Genomic DNA, 25,510 nt, shown 5'->3' with positions numbered 1-25,510 from the left:
TTTAGATTTTTTTGATACAAACCTTTAAAACCATTCATGTTATGACTGGTTAACCATTTAAAACTGTATGTTATGCATCCACAAATGTTCTAATGCCGTTGAATGCGGGACACCTTGAATTCTTTTTAATGCTTCAGATAACTCCGTTTCCAAAAGTTCAGCCAACTCACCGTTATCATCATTAACTAACATCTCCCAATAAGTATCTGCCAAACTCTTTTCTCCCGCAATAGCCGATTTTCGAGAGTTTTCTAGTGTACTATCACCATCAAGATTGAAAATAGCAATGGTGTTGTCAGCAATCTCTTTTTTTTCCGGCGTTAAAGAAATTCTAGGTCTAACTTTTCCAGAATTAAGGAACAGTATTAATTCACTAGGATCCATTACATCAGGTTTACATACCTTAGCTAAATCTATTTTTTTAGCTTCTGAATCCTCATCTTTGAACTTCCCACAACGATTCGGATTGTTACATGAGCCAAATAAATTATCCCAGTCAAATGTCACACTCGGAACTCGATCCTTTTGAATAAAATGCTCAATATGTCTTTTGGTATTATCCTCTTGTAACTGACACTCACAATATGCACAAAAACCACGTTGCATGATGTTGAGCTTTTCCCAAATGTCGTTAGTTAAGCCATTTTTTGAAATAACAGACCAATTATCTCGACCATGCATAAACTGAGCTAAACACAGGGGCAAATCACCACGAACTAATTTCTTCATCAGAATCAATTTCCTTTTAGTGCTTTGGCCTTTGATTTGAATTCTTGAGTTCTAATATCTCCTTTAATTTTCACGACCTCAGGATGTTCAGTGCCGAAATGCTTAATTATTTTTTCGAATAACTTTATGCCATCCTCCGACTGCCAGAGGTTCTCTGCTACCAAACTCGAATAGTCAGAAATCCAATTTGCTTCACATACCGGAGGGACAGAAAATGTTTCCATGATCTGTTCTAGGACATCAGAGCTGCATACACCTTTGGTCTGAAATCTTGGTTTGTCTATAAAAGCAACTCCATTATCATCAAATCGAAGTATACGAATGCAATCTTTATCTACAGTAGAGAGTACCTGAGGGCTATGAGTGGTCACGATGAACTGTAAGTTAGGGAACGTCTTTTGAAGGCCTATTAGAATTTCTTGTTGCCATTTTGGGTGAAGGTGTAATTCAATTTCATCAATGATCACAATTCCATGGCTATGTAAAGGAGTATCAGAGTCAGGATTTAGTTTAACTAAACGCCTTGCCAAGTCTCCAGATAGGGCTACCAACATTTTCTGGCCTTGTGATAGCTGGGCTATATTCACTCTATTCCCAAAGTTATCAACCATTAGTCTAGCTCTTCCTGAACTACGATCTACCTCGAGATTCTTCACTTCTGGAACAAGTGCTTCTATTGCTCGATTGACTAGATCTAAATGTCGCTGATATTTTTCTGAAGATTTAGTTTTTATTAAATTTTCTAATTCTTGCTTTTTAGTACTTAACTTGGCATTGAATACATCATTTACTGGAGGCACTTGACCAGCGTATACATCATCAATAGTGGCCTGCAACGTTGCGATCTGAACCTTCAGTTCTTGAACTTCCTTATTCTCTTCACCTTTAGCCCTATTCACGAGTTCGATATAAAGCTTAGAAAAGTCGTCCAGTTTTCCGCTTCCATCTAAAGCGGTCTTAAGGTCAGAAAATCTATTACTGGCACTATCTCCTGAGGCTATTTCCGTGATAGTTGAAGACAATGAAAAGTCTGAACGTTCAACTGAATAAAATACCAAAAGTGGAATATGTATTGATGGATTTCTTGCAGTGCTTTTATACATGTCGGCAATTTGTCTTATAGCAACCACATCAGTAGGAGAACTCCCCTCATATCCCGAAACAGTACTACCAATACTCACATCAAAGGTATTCTGATTATCAAATTTAAATTTAGTCGTTACTTCACTGAATTCTATAGAGTCAACATGGATATCACTTTCTGTAATTGGCCTACCAACTACGTCTGTTTTTTCCAGATTATTATTCAACCATGACAATGTCTTCGCAATAGCATCTGCAATACTCGTTTTACCAGCGCCGTTGGCACCTATAAGGACAGTAAATTTATCATTAAATGAAATATCAAGATCTCTAAATCTTCTAAAATCAGTTAGGTGCACTGAAGATAAAACAAGTTTCTTTTCAAGAAGTGCAGATTCTACTTTGTTCAAATATTGATAAGCTAAGCTCTCATTTTTATGCTCTACATTCTTACCTTCAGAGTAGTTTCGATACAACTGATACGAAGATTGAAAATTACCTTTATCTGAGCTTTGAACTAGATGTTTAACAGACCTGCTTCTATTTTTGCGTAACTTAACCATTTGATTCCTCAATGATTTGAGTAATTAAATCAGAAGTATATTTTCGTTTCAATGATTGAATAAACATAGGTTCTACATGCTTAGCGAAAGCAATAAGACCTCTAAGGTGTTGTCTATTCTCAGTATCAAGTTTATTTAGTTGAACTTGATGTACTAAATGTTTGATATATCTTTTACGCTCTCTTCCCAGAGAGAGCGTGCCATCATTAGTAATGGTTATACCTGTAACATGTCTATTATGGGCTTTAGATGAGAACGTAGTTTTCTTTCTATTGATTCTTATCGCCCCCCTAAATAATTCAGCCAACTTTTCTTTCACAAGCTTAGGAACGACAAAGAGAGAATCCTTGTTCTTGGTCGAGAAGGTCAAGTCATCAGCATACCGCGTATAAACAATTTCTTTTCCAACGCATAAATTGCTAACAGCACAATCAAATTGGTACATAAAGAAATTAGACACAAGTGGAGAACTTGGTGCTCCTATACTGAGAACTAATGCACCTCCAGTTTTTTTACTTGGACACCAGAAAAGTAAGTTTTCTAAAGTATGTTTATCTTGGTCTGAAGGTAAAGGTAGTGTTGACTCCCAAACTTCCCAAAACATTTTATCAGATATAGAATTGAAAAAGTTTTCGAGATCCAACTTAAGTAGGTAAGGGTTATTTTTATGAGCAATTGCATTCTGCTTGATACTCATACCTTTCCTATAAGCCATCGCTGAACTATGGATAGGAAACTGCTGAATTTCTAGAAAGTTACGCTGATATTCTTTCAACTCTTTAGAAGGTTGAGCTATAACGCGATGCCCAGAAGTACGCTTTGGAATAGTATAGACTTTGTACCTTTTAGGTGCACTCAGGAGAAAGCGAGCTACTTCGGCTTCGCTCTTTTGCAACCCTAATGCTAACTGCTCTATCAAAGTCATATCTACTCCCATAAAAGAGCCCAAGAGTAACACTCTTGGGCTCAACTCTTTACTAAAGGAAGCGATAGGTTCGCAACCTGATTGACGAACGGAGTGAAGAGATCAGGTTGCGAACCTATCGCAACCATAAAACCGTTCAATAAATTAGAGTCTGGCTAAACACCCGACTAGACGAATTCGTCCTAAGCTAAAGAGCTCTTTGATTATACAATAAGTGTATGGGGTTATTCAATTTCATGTTGTAGTTGCTCTACTCTTCATAATGCGTCGTAAACGGAGCATCCCACTCCACCAAGCTGTGAAGCCAAGATCAAGATTGTTGTTGAGCAGGTTTATCCTGAAGGGAAACTGATTTAGCTACCTTGAGTATAACCCTTTCGGCTCTCAGATAGAGTGTGCTTTGTCAGCGTTTCAAGTTGCTATGCCTTAAAGGACTACTGTCATGACACTTGAGGGGCTGCAGATATCATGGCATATGAGCTATCATTTCTGCCGTCATTCTTTCCGATCTAGCAACATCTGAAGATTGCTCCAGAAATCCTCATCAGTCCCAAATATGTCAGCAAGAACGCGAGCCTCATCATCCCTAAGACGACGCATACCGGAGATGATATCTTCAACATCCCGTTGCTAACATCTGCCAGAAAGTGCCAGACACAAAAACAAAAAAGCCCGCAGTTACGCGGGCTTAGAGGTACTTTACTGCTTTTACGTGCAGGCTGTTGCAAGACGTGAAATCATTCCCACTCAATCGTAGCTGGCGGCTTGCCGCTGATGTCATACACCACGCGGGAGATGCCGTTCACTTCGTTGATGATACGGTTGGAGACGCGGCCCAGGAAGTCATACGGCAGGTGTGCCCAGTGCGCAGTCATGAAGTCGATGGTTTCAACAGCACGCAGGGAAACAACCCAGTCGTACTTACGGCCATCGCCCATCACACCCACGGAACGTACCGGCAGGAAAACGGTGAACGCCTGGCTCACTTTGTTGTACAGGTCAGCTTTATGCAGCTCTTCAATGAAGATAGCGTCCGCACGACGCAACAGGTCGCAGTACTCTTTCTTCACTTCGCCCAGCACGCGAACGCCGAGACCCGGTCCCGGGAACGGGTGACGGTAGAGCATGTTGTACGGCAGGCCCAGTTCCAGACCAATTTTACGCACTTCATCTTTGAACAGCTCACGCAGCGGCTCAACCAGCCCCATCTTCATCTCTTTCGGCAAGCCGCCCACGTTGTGGTGAGATTTGATGACGTGTGCTTTACCGGTCGCGGAAGCCGCAGACTCGATAACGTCCGGGTAGATGGTACCCTGCGCCAGCCATTTTACGTCTTCCAGTTTCAGTGCTTCTTCGTCGAAGACTTCAACAAAGACGCGGCCGATAATTTTACGTTTCGCTTCCGGATCGTTTTCACCCGCCAGCGCATCGAGGAAGCGTTTTTCGCCTTCCACGTGAACGATGTTCAGACCGAAATGGTCACCAAACATGTCCATCACCTGCTCGGCTTCGTTCAGACGCAGAAGACCGTTATCCACGAAGACGCAGGTCAGGTTTTTGCCAATAGCGCGATGCAGTAGCATTGCAGTGACAGAGGAGTCCACGCCACCGGAAAGACCGAGGATCACTTTATCGTCGCCCACCTGCTCGCGGATGCGGGCAACGGCGTCGTCGATAATTTTCGCCGGGGTCCACAGCGCTTCACACTGGCAGATATCGCGCACAAAGCGCTCCAGCATACGCAGGCCCTGACGCGTGTGAGTCACTTCCGGGTGGAACTGCACGCCGTAGAAGCGTTTTTCTTCGTTGGCCATAATGGCAAACGGGCAGGTTTCGGTGCTGGCGACCGTGATAAAGTCAGCCGGAATCGCGGTCACTTTGTCGCCGTGGCTCATCCACACATCCAGCAGCGGTTTACCCTCTGCGGTCAGGGAATCTTCAATACCACGCGTCAGGGCGCTGTCGGTTTTCACTTCAACCTGCGCGTAACCGAATTCACGTTCGTTAGAGCTTTCAACATGACCGCCCAACTGCATTGCCATGGTCTGCATGCCATAGCAAACGCCGAAGACCGGAACACCCGCTTCAAACACGTACTGCGGTGCGCGTGGGCTATTGTCTTCAGTGGTACTTTCCGGACCGCCGGAAAGGATGATGCCGCTTGGATTGAATTCGCGAATTTGTGCTTCCGTAACATCCCACGCCCACAGTTCGCAGTAAACGCCAAGTTCACGCACGCGACGCGCAACCAGCTGAGTGTACTGAGAACCGAAATCCAGGATGAGAATGCGATGTTTATGAATGTTTTCCGTCATTGACGCTAATTCCGAGGCAAGTGAAACAGATTAAATAAATCGCCCGACACGAGGTCGGGCGAAGAAAATCAGGAGCCCAGACGGTAGTTCGGGGACTCTTTGGTGATCGTCACATCGTGAACGTGACTTTCCTGAATGCCCGCACCGCTGATGCGTACAAACTCTGCTTTGGTACGCAACTCGTCGATGGTACCACAACCGGTCAGCCCCATACAGGAGCGCAGGCCGCCCATCTGCTGGTGAATGATCTCTTTCAGGCGGCCTTTATAGGCAACGCGACCTTCGATACCTTCCGGCACCAGTTTGTCAGCGGCGTTATCGCTCTGGAAGTAACGGTCAGAGGAACCTTTGGACATCGCGCCAAGAGAACCCATACCGCGGTAAGATTTGTAAGAACGGCCCTGGTACAGTTCGATTTCGCCAGGAGATTCTTCGGTACCTGCCAGCATGGAACCCACCATCACGGCAGCCGCGCCTGCTGCGATCGCTTTCGCGATATCGCCGGAGAAACGGATACCGCCGTCAGCGATAACCGGAATACCAGTACCTTCCAGCGCTTCAACCGCGTCAGATACGGCGGTGATCTGCGGAACCCCTACGCCAGTAACGATACGGGTAGTACAGATAGAACCAGGACCGATACCGACTTTCACTGCGCTCACGCCAGCGTCAGCCAGCGCACGTGCGCCAGCGCCAGTCGCCACGTTGCCACCGATGATTTGCAGATCCGGGTATTTTGCACGGGTTTCACGAATACGCTGCAGAACGCCTTCAGAATGACCGTGAGAGGAGTCGATCAGCAGCACGTCAACACCGGCAGCCACCAGCGCATCAACGCGCTCTTCGTTGCCCGCGCCCGCGCCGACTGCCGCGCCAACGCGCAAGCGGCCATGCTCATCTTTACAGGAGTTCGGTTTACGTTCCGCTTTCTGGAAGTCTTTTACGGTAATCATGCCGCGCAGATGGAAACCACTGTCAACCACCAGGGCTTTTTCAACGCGTTTTTCGTGCATTTTCGCTAACACAACGTCACGGGCTTCGCCTTCACGAACGGTGACCAGACGCTCTTTCGGCGTCATGTAAACGCTCACCGGCTGGCTCAGATCGGTCACAAAACGGACATCACGACCGGTGATAATACCGACCAGTTCGTAGTCTTCAGTGACAACCGGGTAACCGGCAAAACCATTACGTTCGGTCAGCTCTTTGACTTCACGCAGCGTGGTGGTAGGCAGGACAGTCTGTGGGTCGGTCACGACACCAGACTCATGTTTTTTCACACGGCGAACTTCTTCAGCCTGGCGCTCAATAGACATGTTCTTGTGGATAAAACCGATGCCGCCTTCCTGCGCCAGGGCAATCGCCAGACGCGCTTCCGTCACGGTGTCCATTGCTGCAGAGAGCATAGGGATGTTCAGGCGAATGGTTTTCGTTAACTGCGTGCTGAGATCGGCAGTATTCGGCAGAACGGTAGAATGAGCGGGAACGAGGAGGACGTCGTCAAACGTCAAAGCTTCTTTAGCAATACGTAGCATGGGCAATATCTCTGACCTGGGGGTGGTTAAATATTGCCGTGGCATTATACAGAGCGGAACCGATTGCTTCCACACTTTTTTGCAAATAATACTTGCGCTCCTCTGTGGGCGGGTTACTATCGACTGAATAACCTGCTGATTTAGAATTTGATCCCGCTCACATGTTATCCGCTCAAACCACCTCAATTTTTACTGTTAGCCGCCTCAACCAGACGGTTCGTTTGTTGCTTGAACAGGAAATGGGGCAAGTATGGATCAGCGGCGAAATCTCAAATTTTACCCAGCCCTCTTCCGGTCACTGGTACTTCACGCTAAAAGACGATACCGCTCAGGTCCGCTGCGCCATGTTTCGCAACAGCAACCGCCGCGTCACCTTTCGTCCACAGCACGGTCAGCAGGTGCTGGTTCGCGCCAATATTACGCTCTATGAACCGCGCGGCGACTATCAAATTATTGTCGAGAGTATGCAGCCCGCGGGTGAAGGGTTACTTCAGCAAAAATATGAGCAGCTAAAAGCAACGTTGCAGGCTGAAGGTCTTTTCGATCAACAGTTAAAGAAGCCACTTCCCTCTCCCGCACACTGCGTAGGGGTGATTACCTCTAAAACCGGGGCTGCGCTGCACGATATTCTCCACGTCCTGAAACGTCGCGATCCGTCGCTGCCGGTGATCATTTATCCGACAGCCGTACAGGGTGATGATGCGCCGGGGCAAATCGTCCGCGCGATTGAACTGGCGAACGCACGCAACGAATGTGACGTGTTGATTGTCGGGCGCGGCGGCGGTTCGCTGGAAGATTTATGGAGCTTCAACGACGAGCGCGTGGCTCGGGCCATTTTTGCCAGCCAGATTCCGGTGGTCAGCGCCGTCGGCCATGAAACCGACGTCACGATTGCCGATTTTGTTGCCGACCTGCGGGCACCGACCCCCTCTGCTGCAGCGGAAATCGTCAGCCGCAATCAGCAGGAATTGCTGCGTCAGATTCAGTCTGCGCAACAGCGCCTGGAGATGGCGATGGATTATTATCTCGCCAACCGTACGCGCCGTTTTACACAGCTTCATCACCGCTTACAGCAGCAGCATCCGCAGCTACGGCTGGCGCGTCAGCAAACCACGCTGGAGCGTCTGCAAAAACGGATGCGTTTTGCCCTGGAGAACCAGCTCAAACGCGCGTCGTCGCAACAGCAGCGTCTGGTTCAACGCCTGAATCAGCAGAGTCCGCAGCCGCGAATTCATCGCGCCCAGACGCGTATCCAGCAACTGGAATATCGCCTGGCGGAAACGTTCCGCGCGAAGCTCAGCGCCACGCGTGAACGCTTTGGCAACGCCGTGACCCACCTTGAGGCCGTTAGTCCGTTGTCCACACTGGCGCGCGGTTATAGCGTGACCCGCGCTGCCGATGGTGCTGTGTTGAAGCGGGTTAAGCAGGTGAAAACGGGCGAAATAATGACCACTCGCCTGGAAGATGGCTGGGTAGAGAGCCAGATAACCGACGTTAAGCCAGTGAAATCACCCCGAAAACGCAAGCCCGCGAGTAAGTAATCGCGTTATTCGTTGCTAATGGCGAACTCAACCCGTTTTTTTGAAATAAGACCGTGACCATTCTGGCAAAAATAATCCACCGCGCCACAGGCTTTTAAAATCTGCAGGGGCTGATGACAGTCAGGGCATAACGCCTGAAGGATGAAATCTTTTTCACACGTTGCACAATGCGCTGCGTCGCCATTGCGTTCCAGTGATTGATGACAGACGGGACAAATGAGTTCCATACATCCTCCTCACATTCCTGTTGATGACACCCTCCCCGGAACGGAGAGGGTGAAAAAGTCAGATTACTTACTTTTCTTGATGTGCTTAATCAGACGCTTACGCTTACGCATCTGGGTTGGGGTCAGCGTATTGCGTTTGTTGGCATACGGGTTTTCCCCTTCCTTAAACTGAATGCGGATCGGCGTCCCCATCACTTCCAGCGACTTACGGAAGTAGTTCATCAAATAACGCTTGTAGGAGTCCGGCAAATCTTTCACCTGGTTACCGTGGATCACCACGATTGGCGGGTTATAACCACCGGCATGGGCATATTTCAACTTCACGCGACGACCACGCACCAGCGGCGGCTGATGATCTTCTGCCGCCATCGTCATGATACGGGTCAGCATCGCCGTACTCACGCGACGCGTTGAGCTGTCATACGCCTCACGGATAGATTCAAACAGGTTACCCACACCGCTGCCGTGCAAGGCAGAAATAAAGTGTACGCGGGCAAAGTCGATAAAGCCCAGACGGAAGTCCAGTGTCTCTTTTACCTGCTCTTTGACTTCCTGAGTCAGGCCATCCCATTTGTTCACCACAATAACAAGTGAGCGCCCACTATTGAGGATGAAGCCCAGCAGCGACAGATCCTGATCGGAAATACCTTCGCGCGCGTCAATCACCAGCATCACCACGTTGGCGTCTTCAATCGCCTGCAACGTTTTGATAACGGAGAATTTTTCTACCGTGTCAGTAATTTTACCGCGTTTGCGAACACCCGCAGTATCAATCAGTACATACTCACGCTCATCGCGTTCCATCGGAATATAGATGCTGTCACGCGTTGTGCCCGGCATGTCATAGACGACAACACGATCTTCACCCAAAATACGGTTAGTGAGTGTGGACTTACCTACGTTCGGGCGACCGACGATAGCCAGCTTGATCGGCAAGTCTTGCGGGTTGAAATCATCTTCCGGCTCTTCTTCACCGTTTTCTTCGGCTTCTAGCTTCGCCCAATACTCCGCATCTTCATCCACTTCTTCCTGCGGGGCGACATCATCCATCCACGGCAGCAGCACGTGTTCCAGCAGACTCAGTACGCCACGCCCATGAGATGCAGCAATCGGGTGGATTTCGCCTAAACCCAAAGAATAGAAATCGACAATCGCCTGGTCAGGATCAAGGCCATCAGTTTTGTTAGCCACGAGGAACGTTGGTTTCTGACGAGAACGCAGATGCTGCGCGATGGCTTCATCGGCAGGCATCAGCCCTGCTCGCGCATCGACCATGAACAACACCACATCGGCCTCTTCAATCGCCAGCAGCGACTGCTCCGCCATACGCGTCTCGACGCCGTCTTCAGTGCCGTCAATACCGCCGGTATCAATGCAGATAAACTCGCGGCCTTCAACTTCCGCACGACCGTACTTACGGTCACGAGTCAGACCCGGGAAATCCGCAACCAGCGCATCTCGGGTGCGAGTTAGACGGTTAAATAACGTGGATTTTCCGACGTTAGGGCGCCCGACAAGCGCGACCACAGGTACCATGTTTAAAGCCTCATTTAAAAAATCATCAGACAACGCGCACATTTTATGCCGTTGTTAAAAACAGTAAAACGGCCCCTGCACCAGGAGCCGTTTTTCAAAGCGAGCGGCCGTGACGGTTAACGCGTAATAGAATACAGCGTGCCGTCTTTTGCCTGGAGCAGCAGTTTACCATCAGCCGATACCGGTTCGGTCAGTAAACCGGAGCCGTCAACTTTTTGCTGAGCCACGAAACGACCATCTTCAACGTTGAGCCAGTGCAGATATCCTTCGCTATCGCCGACCACTAAGTTGCCATTATACAGCGCAGGTGAGGTCAGCAGACGGTGCAAGAGATCGCTTTGCGTCCACAGGGTTACGCCACCGTCAGTGGTCAACGCCATGATACGGTCATTCTGGTCAACGAGATAAATACGGTTGCCGTCAACGATAAAGTCATTTACCGAACCCAGCTCGCGTTTCCACATAATCTGACCGCTGCGCAGATCAAGCGCCGTCAGGTTACCATTATAAGCCAGAGCGTAAACGACGCCATTGACGATGACCGGCGTCGTATCAACGTCGCTCAGGCGGTCAATTTCAGTCGTCCCCGTGGTTTGCGAAATACGCTGCTGCCAAATCATCTGGCCCTGCTGCATCAGTACCGCACTTACACGGCCATTATCGCCACCCACAATCGCCGCGCCATAAGCGGTCGCTGGGGCTGACTCACCGCGCAGAGAGAGCGACGGCATATCAAGGTTAACGGTCCATTTGATAGCACCATCGGCCTCGTTCAGCGCCTGGAGTTGACCATTGCTGGTATGAATCAGCACCACGCCATCACTCACCACCGGACGAGACAACGCTTCACCGGCGACTTTCGTCTGCCATGCTGGTGTGCCATCGCTGGCATTCAAGGCATACACCTGCGCTTTTTCACTGCCGATATAAACATGGCCGCCAGAAACGGTCACACCGCCAGAGAGTTGCGCAGAGGCTCTGGAGAACCACCCGTCTTTCTCTCCCAGATTAACAGACCAGACTTCTTTGCCATCGTCTGCATTCAGTGCCTTAACAACGCCAGCACGATCGGCCGCATAGACGACGTTATCCGCCAGAGCAGGATGAAGATTGGAATAGAAATCACCAATACCGTTGCCTACAGAGGTGCTCCAGGCAGTAGACGGTTGAAACTGATTTTCAACCACAGGTAACGGGGACATTTTAACGACATCTTCTTCGCCACTAAACAGTGAACAGCCGCTCACTAGGCTCACGGAAAGCAGCCCTGGCAGAAGTAATTTACGCAATTGCATCGGGTCCCTCTCAGATGGACAAATTATTGATTTTCATCTGCATCATTTCGCTCAGTGCTGGGGTGGCGTCGCTCTTCACGCCTGCTTCCCATGCACTACGCGCGCCTTGTTTATCACCTTTACTCAGCAATGCTTCTCCACGCAAATCGGCGACAATGGCTGCCCACCCTTCACCTTTGATGGTGTCGAGTGTTTTCAGCGCAGTATCCGCTTGCTTGAGTTGCACCTGAACGCGGGCCAGACGCAGATTGATCACCGCTTTGAGATTCTCATCGCTGGTGGCCGTCAACCCCTGTTGTAACTGGGCAGCGGCTTTCTCAAGTTCATTTTTATCAACAAACTGCTGCGCCAGTTCCATGGAAGCCAGCGCGCCGTATGTATTTTTATTTTCCGCAGCAAATTTCTCCGCAGCGGGAAGGCTATCCGGTTTGCCCGCACTCACCGCGGTTACCGCATTTTGATAGGCCAGAGAAGCAGAACGTACAGACTCCGTCTGATGGCTGGTCCAGTAACGCCAACCAACCAGCGCACCAACCCCTAAAATAACCCCAACAACCAGCGCTTTACCGTTCTCAGCAAAGAAACGTTTGATCGCATCAACCTGATCGTTTTCGTTCTCGTAAATTTCCACGCTGTCCTTCTCCTTAACGAGTCAAAGTGCGCAAATGTGCGGCAACGCTATCCTGCGCGACTGTCGTTTGCTCACCAGAGCGCAAATCCTTCACGACAACAGTACCGTCGGCCACTTCAGTCTCACCCAGCACCAGTGCAACGCTGGCGCCCCATTTGTCGGCACGGGCAAACTGTTTTTTAAAGTTGCCGCCGCCGTGGTTTGTCATCAGTTTTACGCCTGGAATTTCATCACGCAGACGTTCAGCGAAGGTCATCGCAGCAGACTGCGTATCCACGCCTGAAGCTACCAGGTATATATCGACAACAGGATCGACGTTAAATTCCGGATTAACTGCCTGAACAAGCAAAACAAGTCGTTCCAGACCCATGGCAAAACCGACTGCAGGGGCTGCGCGACCGCCAAGTTGCTCCACCAGACCGTCATAACGACCACCCGCACATACGGTGCCTTGCGAGCCCAGGCTGTTGGTGACCCATTCAAAGACGGTACGGTTGTAGTAGTCAAGGCCGCGCACCAGACGTTGGTTGACGGTGTAGGCAATACCTGCGGCTTCAAGCAGCTTACACAGACCTGCGAAGTGTTCGCGTGAGTCGTCATCCAGATAATCACCCAATGCTGGCGCGTCATTGAGCAGCGCCTGCACTTCCGGATTTTTGGAATCCAGGACACGCAACGGGTTGGTATACATACGGCGTTTGCAGTCTTCGTCCAGCTTCTCTTTATGCTGTTCGAGGAAGGTAACCAGCGCATCACGATAGTTAGCGCGGGCTTCAAGTGAACCGATAGAGTTCAACTCAAGGCTGACATGTTCAGAAATACCCAACGCACGCCACCAGCGCGCAGTGAGCATGATCAGCTCGGCATCAATGTCCGGACCTTGCAGGCCAAACACTTCGACACCCAGCTGATGGAATTGACGATAACGTCCTTTCTGCGGGCGTTCGTGGCGGAACATCGGCCCGATATACCACAGACGCTGTTCCTGATTGTACAGGAGACCATGCTCGATGCCGGCGCGTACACAGCCCGCCGTCCCTTCGGGACGCAATGTCAGGCTATCGCCGTTACGGTCCTCAAAGGTGTACATCTCTTTTTCAACCACGTCAGTAACTTCACCGATCGCGCGTTTGAATAACGGGGTCTGCTCTACAATCGGCAAGCGGATTTCACTGTAACCGTAGCTGCCGAGCACGTTTTTGAGTGTGCCTTCAATGCGCTGCCAGATGGCGGTTTCGCCAGGCAGATAATCGTTCATGCCGCGAATGGCTTGAATGTTTTTTGCCACGTTTATTCTCTTTCTGAATATAAAAATGAACCCTCAGCGCTTCCCCAAACGGTGCGGGAGCCATGCGGGTTCAATCATACACGGGAAGCACGCCGCTTCCCATCACGTTATTATTTTTCAACCTGCTGCACGTCAATTCGACGCGCTTCATCCAGGATGCTGGCTTTCGCACGAATGCGGGCTTCAAGCTGCGTGATCATATCGTCGTTGTCGAGTCGGTCTTTACGCACGCCGTCTTCATAGAGGCCGCTTTTCTTGTTGCCGCCCGTCACACCCAACGTAGAAACCAGCGCTTCGCCCGGTCCGTTTACGACGCAGCCGATAATCGAAACGTCCATTGGCGTAATGATATCTTCCAGACGTTGTTCCAGCGCGTTCACCGTACCGATGACGTCGAACTCCTGACGAGAACAGGTTGGGCAAGCGATAAAGTTGATTCCGCGGGCACGAATACGCAGTGATTTCAGAATATCGAAACCGACTTTGATCTCTTCCAGCGGATCGGCAGCCAGCGAAACGCGCAGCGTATCGCCAATCCCTTCCGACAGCAGTAACCCCAGGCCAATCGCTGATTTCACTGCGCCACTGCGTGCGCCGCCCGCCTCGGTGATCCCGAGATGCAAGGGTTGTTCAATCTGACGCGCCAGCAAACGATAGGATTCAACCGCCAAAAAGACATCGGAGGCTTTAACGCTGACTTTAAACTGTTCAAAATTGAGACGATCGAGATGATCCACATGGCGCATTGCGGATTCCAGCAACGCTTGCGGTGTGGGTTCACCGTATTTTTCCTGTAGATCTTTTTCCAGCGATCCGGCGTTAACGCCGATGCGGATCGGGATGTTTTTGTCGCGAGCGCAATCCACCACCATGCGAATACGCTCTTCACTGCCAATATTGCCTGGGTTAATCCGCAAACAATCGACACCGTATTCCGCCACTTTTAGCGCAATGCGATAGTCAAAATGGATATCGGCAACCAGAGGTACGTTGACCTGCTGTTTGATCAGTTTAAACGCTTCGGCTGCATCCATTGTCGGTACAGAGACACGAACAATATCGGCGCCAACGCGTTCAAGCGCTTTGATTTGATTGACCGTCGCCGCCACATCCGTGGTACGCGTATTGGTCATAGATTGTACGGCGATGGGAGCACCATCGCCAATCGGCACATTCCCAACGTAAATACGCTTCGATTTTCTACGTTGAATTGGAGCCTGGTTATGCATGAAAAATCTCCCGCATTGCCCGTCTGTTACTGAGCCGGTGATTGTTCGGCATTAACGGTCAGACGTGCAACCTGGTTAGTTCTGATAAAACGGCTAAGATCGACCGGCTTTCCTTGAAACTGGATCTGTACCGCGGCCGGAGCGCCAATTTTAAGCTTGTAAGGCGCCTGGCCCGTTAAGTTTAAATTGCCATCTTTACGCTGCATACCGCTAAACAACTTTTTACCTGTTGCATCAGTCACTTCTAACCAGCAATCGGCAGTGAAGTTCATGACCAGCGCATTGGGATCAACCGCAGGTGTCGTTACGCCAGCCTGGTCAGCCGGCAATGGCGTACCCGGGGCGGCTGGAGCAACAGCGGGAGCCGTCGTTGCGGTATCAACGTTAGCCTGGGAAGGAGCAACAACCGCATTTTGTTGCGCATCTGCCGTCGGCGCAGCGGATGCCGTTTCCGGCGTCTGCGGCGCAGCTGTCACCGCCGCGTTCGCGGCGTCCGCAGGCGCTTGTGCGTTATTCTGGCTTGCCGTCGCGCTGGTATCCAGCGGCACGCTCTGCGAGCTCTCGTTACTGGCGCTCAGTTCAGCGGTGGATTGATCGGCCATCGTGGTGATCTCTTCCTGCTGCGCCTTGTGATTTTGCCACCACCAGGCGCCCGTCAGGCCAACAACCACAAACAGAATCAGCCAGGTGAAAGTCATCAACCAGCCATCGCGTTTTTTACGACGCTTGCCGAGAGAAAAACTTTGCATCGGGGCGACTTTGCCCGGTCGAATCGGCGCCTGCTTTTCCAGCCCTGGCAGCAGCTCTTCTTCAGGAATATGCACCAAACGTGCGTAAGAACGGATATACCCGCGCAGGAACGTTGAAGCGAGATCGGCTGGTGCCTTATCTTCTTCAATGTCGCGTACCGTGGAAACCTTCAGGCAAAGTCGCTCCGCGACTGCCTGCTGGCTGAGTCCGAGTTGTTCACGGGCATTGCGCAGACGAACGCCGGTGGTTTGTGCTTCATTTTGGTCGTGCGTGGCTTCAGTATTCATTCGCTACAGCTGCAGGTACGTGTAAATAAGGGTTCAGGTGCCGGTGAGCCACAATGCCCACCCGCACCGCGAAACATCAGGTCAGTTAACCTTAGTCGGACAGTATAAGACTGTCAGGTTACTCATGACAAAACAGCTAAAGCCTAAGGCTAAACTATTGTTGCACCGCTACATACTGCCCTAAAGTCGACAAAAACGCACCGTTATTATTGACCAGAGAGATACAGCAATACCTTCAAAATAGCTTACCTTAGTGCTGCGGCAGATTAATTATACCGCAGCGTAACTAACATCAAACCGCTTTAATGTCGATTGCCTCACCCTGCATGCGCTTACGCAGGGTGCGTTTAGTACGGTCAATCACGTCACCCGCCAACTGGCCGCAGGCTGCATCGATATCATCACCGCGGGTTTTACGCACGATGGTGGTGAAGCCGTAGCCCATCAGCACTTTGGAGAAACGGTCAATCCGGCTGTTTGAACTACGTCCATACGGTGCGCCCGGGAACGGGTTCCACGGAATCAGGTTAATCTTGCACGGCGTATCTTTCAGCAATTCCGCCAGTTGATGCGCATGTTCGGTGCCGTCGTTAACATGATCGAGCATGACATACTCAATCGTGACGCGCCCCTGGTTCGCATTGGATTTCTCCAGATAACGACGAACCGAGCTCAGGAACGTTTCGATATTGTACTTTTTGTTGATAGGGACGATTTCATCACGAATTTCATCGTTCGGCGCGTGCAGGGAAATTGCCAGCGCAACGTCAATCATATCACCCAGCTTGTCCAGCGCGGGTACAACACCGGAAGTAGACAGCGTAACGCGACGCTTTGATAAACCGAACCCGAAATCATCCAGCATGATTTCCATGGCGGGAACGACGTTGTTCAGGTTAAGTAATGGCTCGCCCATCCCCATCATCACCACATTGGTGATAGGACGTTGCCCGGTGATTTTCGCGGCGCCGACGATCTTCGCCGCTCGCCACACCTGGCCGATAATTTCCGACACTCGCAGGTTACGGTTAAAACCTTGCTGCGCAGTTGAGCAGAATTTACACTCCAGCGCGCAACCTACCTGTGAAGAGACGCACAGGGTGGCGCGATCGTCTTCCGGGATGTAGACCGTTTCAACACGCTGATCGCCAACCGCGATCGCCCATTTGATGGTGCCGTCAGATGAACGCTGCTCTTCAACCACCTCTGGCGCGCGGATTTCCGCCACCTCTTTCAGCTTACCACGCAATACCTTGTTGATATCGGTCATATCATCAAAGTCATCGCTGCAGTAGTGGTACATCCACTTCATCACCTGGTCGGCGCGGAAGGGCTTTTCACCTAATTCTTTAAAAAACTCGCGCATCTGCTGGCGGTTGAGATCCAACAGATTAATTTTACCCTCTTTATTAGGGACTACTGGGGTGATGCTTTCAGACGTGACAATTTGTTCAGACATAATCGATTCCGGCCTCGTTATTACACGTTATGGCCCCTGGAGGGTTGAAAAAAGAAACGCCCCGGTGAGCGGTGCTCGTCCGGGGGCGCTGCATTGTACAAATTCTATCGCAAGGATGCCACGCTTGCGCGAGACATTAGCGAAAATAATGTGTAAAAGCGTGCTCGATTAACGAGTACGCGGGCACACTTCGCCTTCGCCAAAGAAATAGGCGATTTCACGCGCGGCAGACTCAGCGGAATCAGAACCGTGAGTGCCGTTTTCAGTGAAGCTGTCAGCGTAGTCAGCGCGCAGGGTGCCTGCCAGCGCATTAGCCGGGTTGGTTGCGCCCAGCAGGTCGCGATGACGCTGAACGGCGTTTTCGCTTTCCAGTACGGAAACGACGATCGGGCCAGAGGTCATGAACTCAACCAGGCCGTCGAAGAAAGGTTTACCGTCATGCTCTGCATAGAATCCGCGCGCCTGTTCAACGGTCAGATGCAGCATTTTGGTACCGACAATTTTAAACCCTGCTGCTTCAAAGCGCGCAAAGATGTTGCCAATAACGTTTTTTGCCACCGCGTTTGGTTTGATGATGGAAAAAGTACGTTCAATAGCCATGATTACCTCTGAATATGTTCTGTTGTTGTATACCCGCCAGGGTTTATATACGTATGTACGACCTGGCGCGGATTATAATGGCCCTCCAGCCAATTGACCATTGACAGAGGTAACATTTTTTTAAAATAAAACGAGTATTAGCAACAATTCTACGCGATCTGGTCTACTGTCCGGCTATTGCAAGGTAAATCTGACTGTCGCCACCTGCCCCGCATCATCCATCACCAGGAGCTGATACTCCCCTTTTTCCGCCACGCGTAATGTGATATTCCGCCCGCGCTCTTGCAGCCGTTCACCATTCAAAAACCACCAGCGCTCTTCCGTTCCACCGCGGGTTTGGATCGGTAAAGAGGCTTCTGGCGTTCCGGGTAAGCGTCTCAGAATCGCGCCGTCGAGAACCCCTGTCAACTGGAGGGGTAAAAGCGCCCCCTGCCCCAACGGCGGACAGGTGGTTGAAACGGGTGGAAGCCGCGATGCGCGGCGTTCGGAGGCAGGAAGCCAGGGTTCAAGCGGTAAAGGCCATACAATCAGCGTTTGCTCGCGCGCCTGCGGACAGTCAGCCGCGACACGTTTTCCCGAGTCATCCAGCCAGACCGGGAAACGGATGCCGTTAATCCCTTCCTGTTCAGGGAGTAACAACGTTGGCGGCTGGCTACCGTCCAGTAGCCACGTGGCCAGTCGGCGACGGCAGTTCGGCTCTCCAGCGGGAAGTGATTGTCCCCCTGGCCAGCAAATCACGCCCTGACTGACCGATGGCGGGCGCGGATCCTCAGGCTGAACCGTCGTCCGCGCCTGCAAAATATTGTTCACCTGATTCAGTAACGGGACGGCGCTTGCGAATCCAAACTGTCCCACAACGGGCGTGCCGTCCGGCCTGCCTGTCCAGACTCCAATGATATAGCGCGCATTAATGCCGATGGCCCAGGCATCGCGATAGCCATAGCTGGTGCCTGTTTTCCATGCCAGCGGCGCAATCCTCGGCAGCGTATTATCCGGTAAAGGCTGCGCCTCATCCGCCATAATTCGCCGGATAATCCACGCCGCGCCTGGCGACATCAGCGGGCGTTCTTGTAACGGGGAGTCAGGCTGAAGCCGCAAAGTACCAGCTTTGCCATGACGCGCAAAAGCGCTCCAGGCCGCGGTCATCTCATCCAGCTTCGCCCCTGCGCCCCCCAGAATCAGTGAAAGATTGGGGGCAGCCCCGGCGGGTAAATAGAGCGGCAAACCCACATTACGGAGTTTGGCGGCAAAACGTTTTGGACCGTACGCTTCCAGCACTTGTACTGCGGGTAAATTCAGCGAACGCACCAACGCCTCGCTCATGCTGACCGGACCATGAAAGCCGCTGTCAAAATTCCCTGGACGATAATCTCCGGTACGGCGCGGTACGTCCTGTAATAATGACGCCGGATGGATCAGCCCGTCATCCAGCGCCAGACCGTAGATAAACGGTTTGAGCAGCGATCCCGGCGATCGGGTAGCATTGACCATATTGACATGACCAAAGCGACTGTCGTCATTCAGGTCCACCGATCCCACCCAGCCGCGCACGCTCATATCGGTATGATCAACAACGATCATCGCCAGTGAACTGCGGGCGGGAAGCCTGCCTTTCCAGGTCTGCGCGAGCTCTTCCAGTTGATACTGTAACCCCGCATCCAGCGTGGTGACGATTTTGTCGCTTTTGCTTTTCCCGAGCATCATGCGCGAGAAGAGCGGCGCCAACTGCGGCATTTTCCGGGGCGATAGCCAGACCGGTTCTTCACGGGATTCCTGCACGCTTTTTACTGACCAGATGCCCTGGGTCGCCATCCGTTCCAGCACTTTATTTCGCGCCGCTTGTGCGCGTTCCGGCCAGCGATCGGGACGCAAACGACTGGGCGCCTGCGGTAAAACGGCCAGCAATGCCGCTTCCGAGTAGCTCAGTTGCATTGGCGGTTTGCCGAGATACGCCCAGCTTGCTGCGCCAATGCCTTGCAGCGTTCCCCCAAAGGGCGCGCGGTTAAGATACAACGTCAAAATATCGCGTTTGGAGAGATGCCATTCAAGCTGAAGCGCGCGCCAAAGCTGGCGAAACTTGCCGCCGAATGTGCGCGGATGAGGATCAAGCAACCTTGCGACCTGCATGGTGAGCGTACTGCCGCCAGACACCACGCGCCCGGAGGAGAGATCCTGCCAGGCGGCGCGTAATACCGAAAACGGGTTTACCCCCGGATGCTTCCAGAACCAGCGATCTTCATAATTGATGAGCGCCTCCAGATATCGGGGCGACACCTCTTCTATCGTTACTGGATAACGCCAGATGCCGTCCGCATCGGCAAAACGCCAAAGCGGTACGCCGTCATGCGCCACCACCACCCGTGCAGGACTCACCTCCCTGAGCGGCAGCGGCCAGATTTTATCTGCCCCCCAGACCAAAAAGAGAATGAAAAGCGGTGCGGCGACCAGCCCAATCCAGTCGCCGCGTTTTCCTCGAAAGCCGATCATTTACGGTGTAACAATCAGGAGTCCTTCGGTTGTCCCGGTCGCCCGCCACTGTGGAACATACATTGATTCCACCTGCGGAACCGGAACCTGATAAGTCCCCGGCGTCACCGCTCGCGCGAGGTAGACCAGCGTTACGGGCTGTCCTTCATTTACCGCGACGGCGGCAACAAAGCGGTCGTCTCTGAATTCCAGATGTTGAATGTCCGCCTGCTGCATCTGGCTCAACAGATTCTGCACTGCGCTGCCGCTGTCCTGCAGGCTGGCGCTGCCGTTCGCCAGATTCTGGTTTTCCAGTTCAAGCCCGGCAGGTAATAAATCCACGACCAGAGCATCAGGTACATTCTGGCTGGCTTTCACCGTCAACGAAACCAGCACCAGTTCGCCGCTGCGCAGGGAGGAGAGCGATTTACTGTGACCGTTGGTTCCCAGGATCTGGCGTTCAATTTGCAGAACGTGACTTGTCGACGCAGGGGCTGAATCCGGATAGCCGCTGCTGTCCAGACGCAGCCACAGCGGTTGATTGCCACTGTTGGTGACGGCAAGGGTCGATAACTGGTCAGCGTCAAGATTACGCGTTTGCGCGTTCGTGCCCACAAGCGGCTGCTCTGAAAGCGAAGTCTGTGCCTGCCAGTTCCCCGGCAAGTCCTGCAAGGTTCGCGCCGCAAGGAATAGGGCATTACTTTCCTGAGTGGAAAGCCAGCGCTGGCCGAATGCCTGCTCAGACAAGGTGTTCAGCAAGGTATTTTGCACATCCGGCTGGAGTTTATTCTCCTCCAGCAGCGACAACATCAGCGCGTTATCGCGCAGCGAACTGCCGTAATCCGCCATCCATTGCTGTGTATCACGCCGTGGCGTCTTGAGGGCCAGCGTTAACGCTTGTTCACTGCGAGTGGCATCGCCCATGTTTTTCAGCGCAATGCCCAATTGCAGCAAGGGCAAACCTGATGCGGCCTGAGCACGACGTTCCCAGATCTCACGCAACGCACCCAAAGGCGCTTTTTGCTGGCGTGCCAGTACCAGCGCGGCGTAAGCCTGAACAGCAAATTTGCTGGCTGGGGTATCGTCGCTGTAGCGGATCGACATCATACCCGGGTCTTGCAGATAACGGAGCAGACGTTCATTGCCACGGTTAACCGCCTCCGTTGGCACGCTGTACCCTTGTTCGCCAGCACGCACGAGGAAGTCCATCGTATAGGCCGTCAACCAATACTCTTCCGGACCGTTTTTATCCCACAGTGCAAAACCGCCGTTATCGCGCTGCATCTGCAACAAACGAGAAATACCGATATCGACCGCCGCACGACGTTGGTCATCGCTATCGCCCACAATATCCAGCGCCTTCAACTGCGCCGCATTGGTATAAAGTGATGGGAACAGCCCGCTGGCGGTCTGCTCAAGACACCCATACGGATAAGCTTTCAATTCGCGAATATAACGCGCCAGATTCAGCGGCGGTTTGCCGCTCAACAGCAATTGCCCCTGTAGCGTAACCACAGAGAAATTCTCCAGATTCTGCGCTGGCGCATGCCAGGTTTCTCCGGGTTGCAGGGTGACGCCGCTGTTTACCGTCTGGGCAGGCCAGGCAGGGCGTACCCCTATCTTCCACTGTTTATTCTGCGCGACAATGGTTTCACCCGGCAGGTTCACTCCGTCGATGGTCGCCCGCAACTCGCCATCGCCAAAGCCTTCGAGAGCACGAACGGGAATGAACAACGTTGTCCTGACTCCCGGCGCCAGATTAACGGGCTCAGGCTGTTGGCTCACCAATTCGAGTAATCCGCTGGCGGTCAGCGCGATATTGAGCGTTTGCGGTTTGTCAGTCAGGTTCGTGACGTCCAGCGTCAGGCGTGAGGTATCGCCAGCAGCCATAAAGCGCGGGGTATTCAGCTCCGCAATGACCGGCGCCGCCACCACCACCTTGCTTTCACTGCTGCCAAAGTTTCCGGCAGTCCACGCCTGCGCCATCACCCGCAGTTCACCATTAAAATCACCAATAGGCAGAGTCACCGTGCCTTCACCCTGTTCATTGAGCGCCACCGGCAGCGCCTGCTGCGCCACAATGTTCACATGGTTGACCGGCGGTTTACCGCCACGTTTAAGGGCATCGCCATCACCACCAAAGCGAAGCGCCGCCAGACGCCCCTGACCTTCAATCACCTGGCCGTAAATATCATAGATATCTGCGCCATAGCGTTTTTGTCCGAAGAACGCCTGCCACGGATCCGGCGTCACGTAATCCGTAATATTCAGCACTCCACTATCCACGGCAGACACCAGCACATTGATCTGTTTTGGTGTCTCGCCCTGTTTGACGCTGGCTTTTACTTTCACGGTCAGCGGCTGATTGGGTCGCATTTTGGCTGGCGTGTCCAGGCTCAGGTCCAGACGGCGGGTTTCGTCCCCTAACGGTAGATGTAATAACCCGACGGCGCGTTTCGGCGTGGCTGAACGTGATTTATCGCCAGGGCGCACCACCAGCGCACTCAGGTATACATCGTGGCGATTCCAGGTTTTATCGACCGGAATCGCAAGTTCAAGTCCCCCTGCGGGGACATCAATTTCCTTCCACCACAACGGACCGTCGCTCGATTCCACCATCGCATACCCTTTGCCCGCAGCAGGTGCCGCGATATGTAATTTGAGGGTGTCGCCAGGGCGATAGGTCGGTTTATCCAGTTTCAGCGTTACACGATCCGGACGCGCTGCGCCGCTGCCATCGCTGTTATCCTGCCAGCTGTATCCGGCCCAGAATCTCACGCTACTGACCACGTCGTTTGGCGCTTTCACCTCCAGACGATAGGAACCCCAGTCAACGGGGAAGCTGACTTTACCGGTTTCATCCGCGTTAAGATCGAGAGACTGCTCCCCTTCCACCAGATCTTTTTGATCAAACTGTGATTCCCAGCCTTCACTTTCTGACCAGTTCCAGTAGTAATCACGTCGCTCGCGAATCAAACGAACCTGTAATCCTGAAACCGCTTTTTTTACGCCTTGCGCATCGGCGTAGACAATGTCAAAGGCCGCATTGCTGCCTTCGTCAACAATCGGCTGATTCACCGTGGTGTCCGTGCGGTAGTCATACACGGCTTTCGCGGTGAATTGCGGACGAATGCCAGGCAACGTCTCCGCCGGCCAGATAGCCTGTTCAACACGGCGCGTCACCGGACGTCCCCCCGACTCCAGCAAGCTTGCCTGCAGGATCACCTGCAACGGCGAATGCGCCTCTTGCCACTGGCTCGTCGTGGTCACCTCGCCGCGGCCTTTATCATCCAGCGTGAGCTGAACTTCATCGAGACTGCGGGAGAGATTCTCTTCTGCAATATTGCCAAACTGGAATCCTGGCAGCGCCGGTACCGCGTCTCGCAGCGGGCGCAGAAACAGTTGCCCTTGCAACGCATTACCGTTTGCCGGTGCGCCGTACAGGTAGTAGCCGACGACAGAGAATTTCACCTCATCGGCAGGGGCTATCGGCGTTTTTTGTGCCGTCAGGTTGAGCGCCATCCGCTCGGGCATAAAGTCTTCAACGTGGAAATCCCACATCCGCGACTGGTTATCGCCGGTGTTCGCGCGGATATGCCACATGCCGGTCGTCGCACCGCTGTCCAGCGGGTAGGTAAAGCGATACAACCCGTTTTCTGGCTGGCTCACGACCGTACGCAACACCTGGCCATCCGGTTTCACCACTTCCAGTTTGACGGGTTGATCGGCCAACGCATTGCCGTCGCTGTCACGCAGTAACCCATTGAGGATCACCGTTTCGCCAGGACGATAGAGATCGCGGGGACCAAACATAAAGAACTGTTTGCTGTAACCGGGTGCGCCCGCGATATTAAATTCAGCCAGATCCAGCGCCGGTAATTTCAAATCCAGTAGCGTGGTTTGCCCGTCTTTTCTCGCCAGCAATAACGCCGCGTTTTTGTCCGTCTCCAGTTGGACATGTCCCTGTGCATCGCTGGTCGCTTGCGCCAGCGTTTGCCCCTTGTCATTGAGTAAAGCGACCTCAATGCCCTGTTGCGCGGCACCGTTCTCCAGGCTTTGCGTAAAAACGTCGAGACGATTGTGATAACGGTGCGCAGAAACACCGATATCGCTGAGCGTAAACAGCGTAGCGGCATTGCTGTAGTTATAATGGCCCGCCTGATTCATCACCGCCACATAGACCCCAGCCTGCTGTAATGGCTTAATCTCGCTTAACGGCAAGAGGAGTTTTTCACGCGTATTGCGGGCAGGATTCAGATCAAAGCGGCCGGTATACACCAGATCCGCCATTTTTAGCAGATTGTCGGACTCCCAGTTAGACAGGGCGTTACGGTATTCCCACTGGCTGACGAACGCCGCCAGCGATTCGGGTTTTACACGAAAGAAATTAACATCCACATTGTTCACGTTGAGCGCCATCACCGGCAAGCCTTCAACCACTTTCCCCGGCAGCAACGAGCCGCGGCTGGCGAATCCAACGCTCGGCTGAATATCCCGCGTCGTGATAGTTTTTTCATAATCGCTGCCAAAAGTGGCTTTATTCAACGCTTTGACATCGCGTTCAACGGTCACGATCAGATCCCGATTTGGCTCAATATGCCGTAAACGCAATTCTTTCAGATTTGGCGCAAGCTCCCAGCCACCATCAATCTTGCCGCTTTTTTTATCAACCACATGTACGGTACGGGAAAAATCTTGCTCAGGATCTAACGGGATCGAGAATGTAAGCACCAGCGCCGCCGCGCCATCCACCTGGACTTCCGATGCATCCAGCAGCGTCAGCGCTTTCCCCTGACTTTGCTGAACCAGCTTCTGCAACTGCGCGGGATCTTTCACCGCTGCCGCCAGTTTCGCAGGGACAGCATTTTTTTCCTTTGTCGCCTGCGGCGCAGGGGCGGCATTTTTTGCTGCTGTCGTTGCGTTGTCGCTGTTGTCGCATCCAGCCAGCGCCGCCATCAGCAAACAGGCTGCTACACGTAAGTGTTTCATTGTTCATCCCTGGCCACTCAGGCCCGTTAGCCACTGTTGATAAGATATTATGCGCGAGATTA

General features: G+C 52.1%; 17 protein-coding genes. 1 reads left to right on the top strand and 16 read right to left on the bottom strand.

Features of this window, described 5'->3' with window-relative positions; genetic code table 11:
• Positions 1-57: 57 nt before the first annotated feature.
• The 5 genes from ptuB to guaB all read right to left on the bottom strand — a co-directional run bounded on the left by ptuB (position 58) and on the right by guaB (position 7,150).
• Positions 58-729 (bottom strand): retron Ec78 anti-phage system effector HNH endonuclease PtuB, encoded by a 672-nt coding sequence (ptuB, locus tag P2W74_RS06365; protein WP_276294354.1) that lies wholly within the window; start codon positions 727-729, stop codon positions 58-60.
• A gap of 5 nt (positions 730-734) precedes the next feature.
• Positions 735-2,375 (bottom strand): retron Ec78 anti-phage system effector ATPase PtuA, encoded by a 1,641-nt coding sequence (ptuA, locus tag P2W74_RS06360; RefSeq protein WP_276294353.1) that lies wholly within the window; start codon positions 2,373-2,375, stop codon positions 735-737.
• A complete protein-coding gene (locus tag P2W74_RS06355; RefSeq protein ID WP_276294352.1) occupies positions 2,368-3,300 on the bottom strand; it encodes a retron St85 family RNA-directed DNA polymerase in 933 nt (310 codons plus the stop codon). The genes ptuA and P2W74_RS06355 overlap by 8 nt, the downstream gene beginning before the upstream one ends.
• Positions 3,301-4,037: 737 nt before the next feature.
• Positions 4,038-5,615, bottom strand: coding sequence for a glutamine-hydrolyzing GMP synthase (gene guaA / locus P2W74_RS06350; RefSeq protein WP_276294351.1), 1,578 nt, complete (start codon positions 5,613-5,615; stop codon positions 4,038-4,040).
• A gap of 68 nt (positions 5,616-5,683) precedes the next feature.
• Positions 5,684-7,150 (bottom strand): IMP dehydrogenase, encoded by a 1,467-nt coding sequence (gene guaB / locus P2W74_RS06345; protein WP_276294350.1) that lies wholly within the window; start codon positions 7,148-7,150, stop codon positions 5,684-5,686.
• Positions 7,151-7,311: 161 nt separating this feature from the next.
• On the opposite strand from guaB, the gene xseA reads away from it, so the two are divergent.
• Positions 7,312-8,691 (top strand): exodeoxyribonuclease VII large subunit, encoded by a 1,380-nt coding sequence (gene xseA, locus P2W74_RS06340; protein ID WP_276294349.1) that lies wholly within the window; start codon positions 7,312-7,314, stop codon positions 8,689-8,691.
• A 5-nt stretch (positions 8,692-8,696) separates the two neighbouring features.
• On the opposite strand, the gene P2W74_RS06335 is transcribed toward xseA, so the two are convergent.
• The 11 genes from P2W74_RS06335 to P2W74_RS06285 form a co-directional block, all read right to left on the bottom strand.
• Complete coding sequence (locus tag P2W74_RS06335; protein ID WP_276294348.1) at positions 8,697-8,918, bottom strand: zinc ribbon domain-containing protein; 222 nt, start codon at positions 8,916-8,918, stop codon at positions 8,697-8,699.
• A 63-nt stretch (positions 8,919-8,981) separates the two neighbouring features.
• A complete protein-coding gene (der, locus tag P2W74_RS06330; protein WP_276294347.1) occupies positions 8,982-10,454 on the bottom strand; it encodes a ribosome biogenesis GTPase Der in 1,473 nt (490 codons plus the stop codon).
• A gap of 116 nt (positions 10,455-10,570) precedes the next feature.
• On the bottom strand, positions 10,571-11,749 hold the full coding sequence (gene bamB, locus P2W74_RS06325; protein WP_276294346.1) for an outer membrane protein assembly factor BamB: 1,179 nt from the start codon (positions 11,747-11,749) through the stop codon (positions 10,571-10,573).
• Between the two features lie 10 nt (positions 11,750-11,759).
• Positions 11,760-12,380, bottom strand: a complete 621-nt coding sequence (locus tag P2W74_RS06320; RefSeq protein WP_276294345.1) for a YfgM family protein — start codon at positions 12,378-12,380, stop codon at positions 11,760-11,762.
• 13 nt (positions 12,381-12,393) lie between these two features.
• The gene (gene hisS, locus P2W74_RS06315) at positions 12,394-13,668 is read right to left on the bottom strand and encodes a histidine--tRNA ligase (RefSeq protein WP_276294344.1); all 1,275 of its coding nucleotides are present in this window, start codon (positions 13,666-13,668) and stop codon (positions 12,394-12,396) included.
• Between the two features lie 110 nt (positions 13,669-13,778).
• A complete protein-coding gene (gene ispG, locus P2W74_RS06310; protein WP_276294343.1) occupies positions 13,779-14,897 on the bottom strand; it encodes a flavodoxin-dependent (E)-4-hydroxy-3-methylbut-2-enyl-diphosphate synthase in 1,119 nt (372 codons plus the stop codon).
• 26 nt (positions 14,898-14,923) lie between these two features.
• Entirely contained in the window at positions 14,924-15,934 is a 1,011-nt protein-coding gene (rodZ, locus tag P2W74_RS06305; RefSeq protein ID WP_276294342.1) for a cytoskeleton protein RodZ, read from the bottom strand.
• A 292-nt stretch (positions 15,935-16,226) separates the two neighbouring features.
• Positions 16,227-17,393 carry a dual-specificity RNA methyltransferase RlmN gene (gene rlmN, locus P2W74_RS06300; RefSeq protein ID WP_276294341.1) on the bottom strand — a complete coding sequence of 389 codons (1,167 nt, stop codon included), beginning with the start codon at positions 17,391-17,393 and terminating at the stop codon, positions 16,227-16,229.
• Between the two features lie 168 nt (positions 17,394-17,561).
• Positions 17,562-17,993, bottom strand: a complete 432-nt coding sequence (ndk, locus tag P2W74_RS06295) for a nucleoside-diphosphate kinase (protein ID WP_162379108.1) — start codon at positions 17,991-17,993, stop codon at positions 17,562-17,564.
• Positions 17,994-18,167: 174 nt separating this feature from the next.
• The gene (gene pbpC, locus P2W74_RS06290; RefSeq protein ID WP_276294340.1) at positions 18,168-20,480 is read right to left on the bottom strand and encodes a peptidoglycan glycosyltransferase PbpC; all 2,313 of its coding nucleotides are present in this window, start codon (positions 20,478-20,480) and stop codon (positions 18,168-18,170) included.
• The gene (locus P2W74_RS06285) at positions 20,481-25,448 is read right to left on the bottom strand and encodes an alpha-2-macroglobulin family protein (protein ID WP_276294339.1); all 4,968 of its coding nucleotides are present in this window, start codon (positions 25,446-25,448) and stop codon (positions 20,481-20,483) included. It lies immediately after the preceding gene.
• Positions 25,449-25,510 lie beyond the last annotated feature (62 nt).

The organism is Citrobacter enshiensis, assembly GCF_029338175.1.
Classification (GTDB): domain Bacteria; phylum Pseudomonadota; class Gammaproteobacteria; order Enterobacterales; family Enterobacteriaceae; genus Citrobacter_D; species Citrobacter_D enshiensis.
Note: the sequence above shows the minus strand (reverse complement) of the source record. Positions and strands in the feature narration are given on the sequence as shown.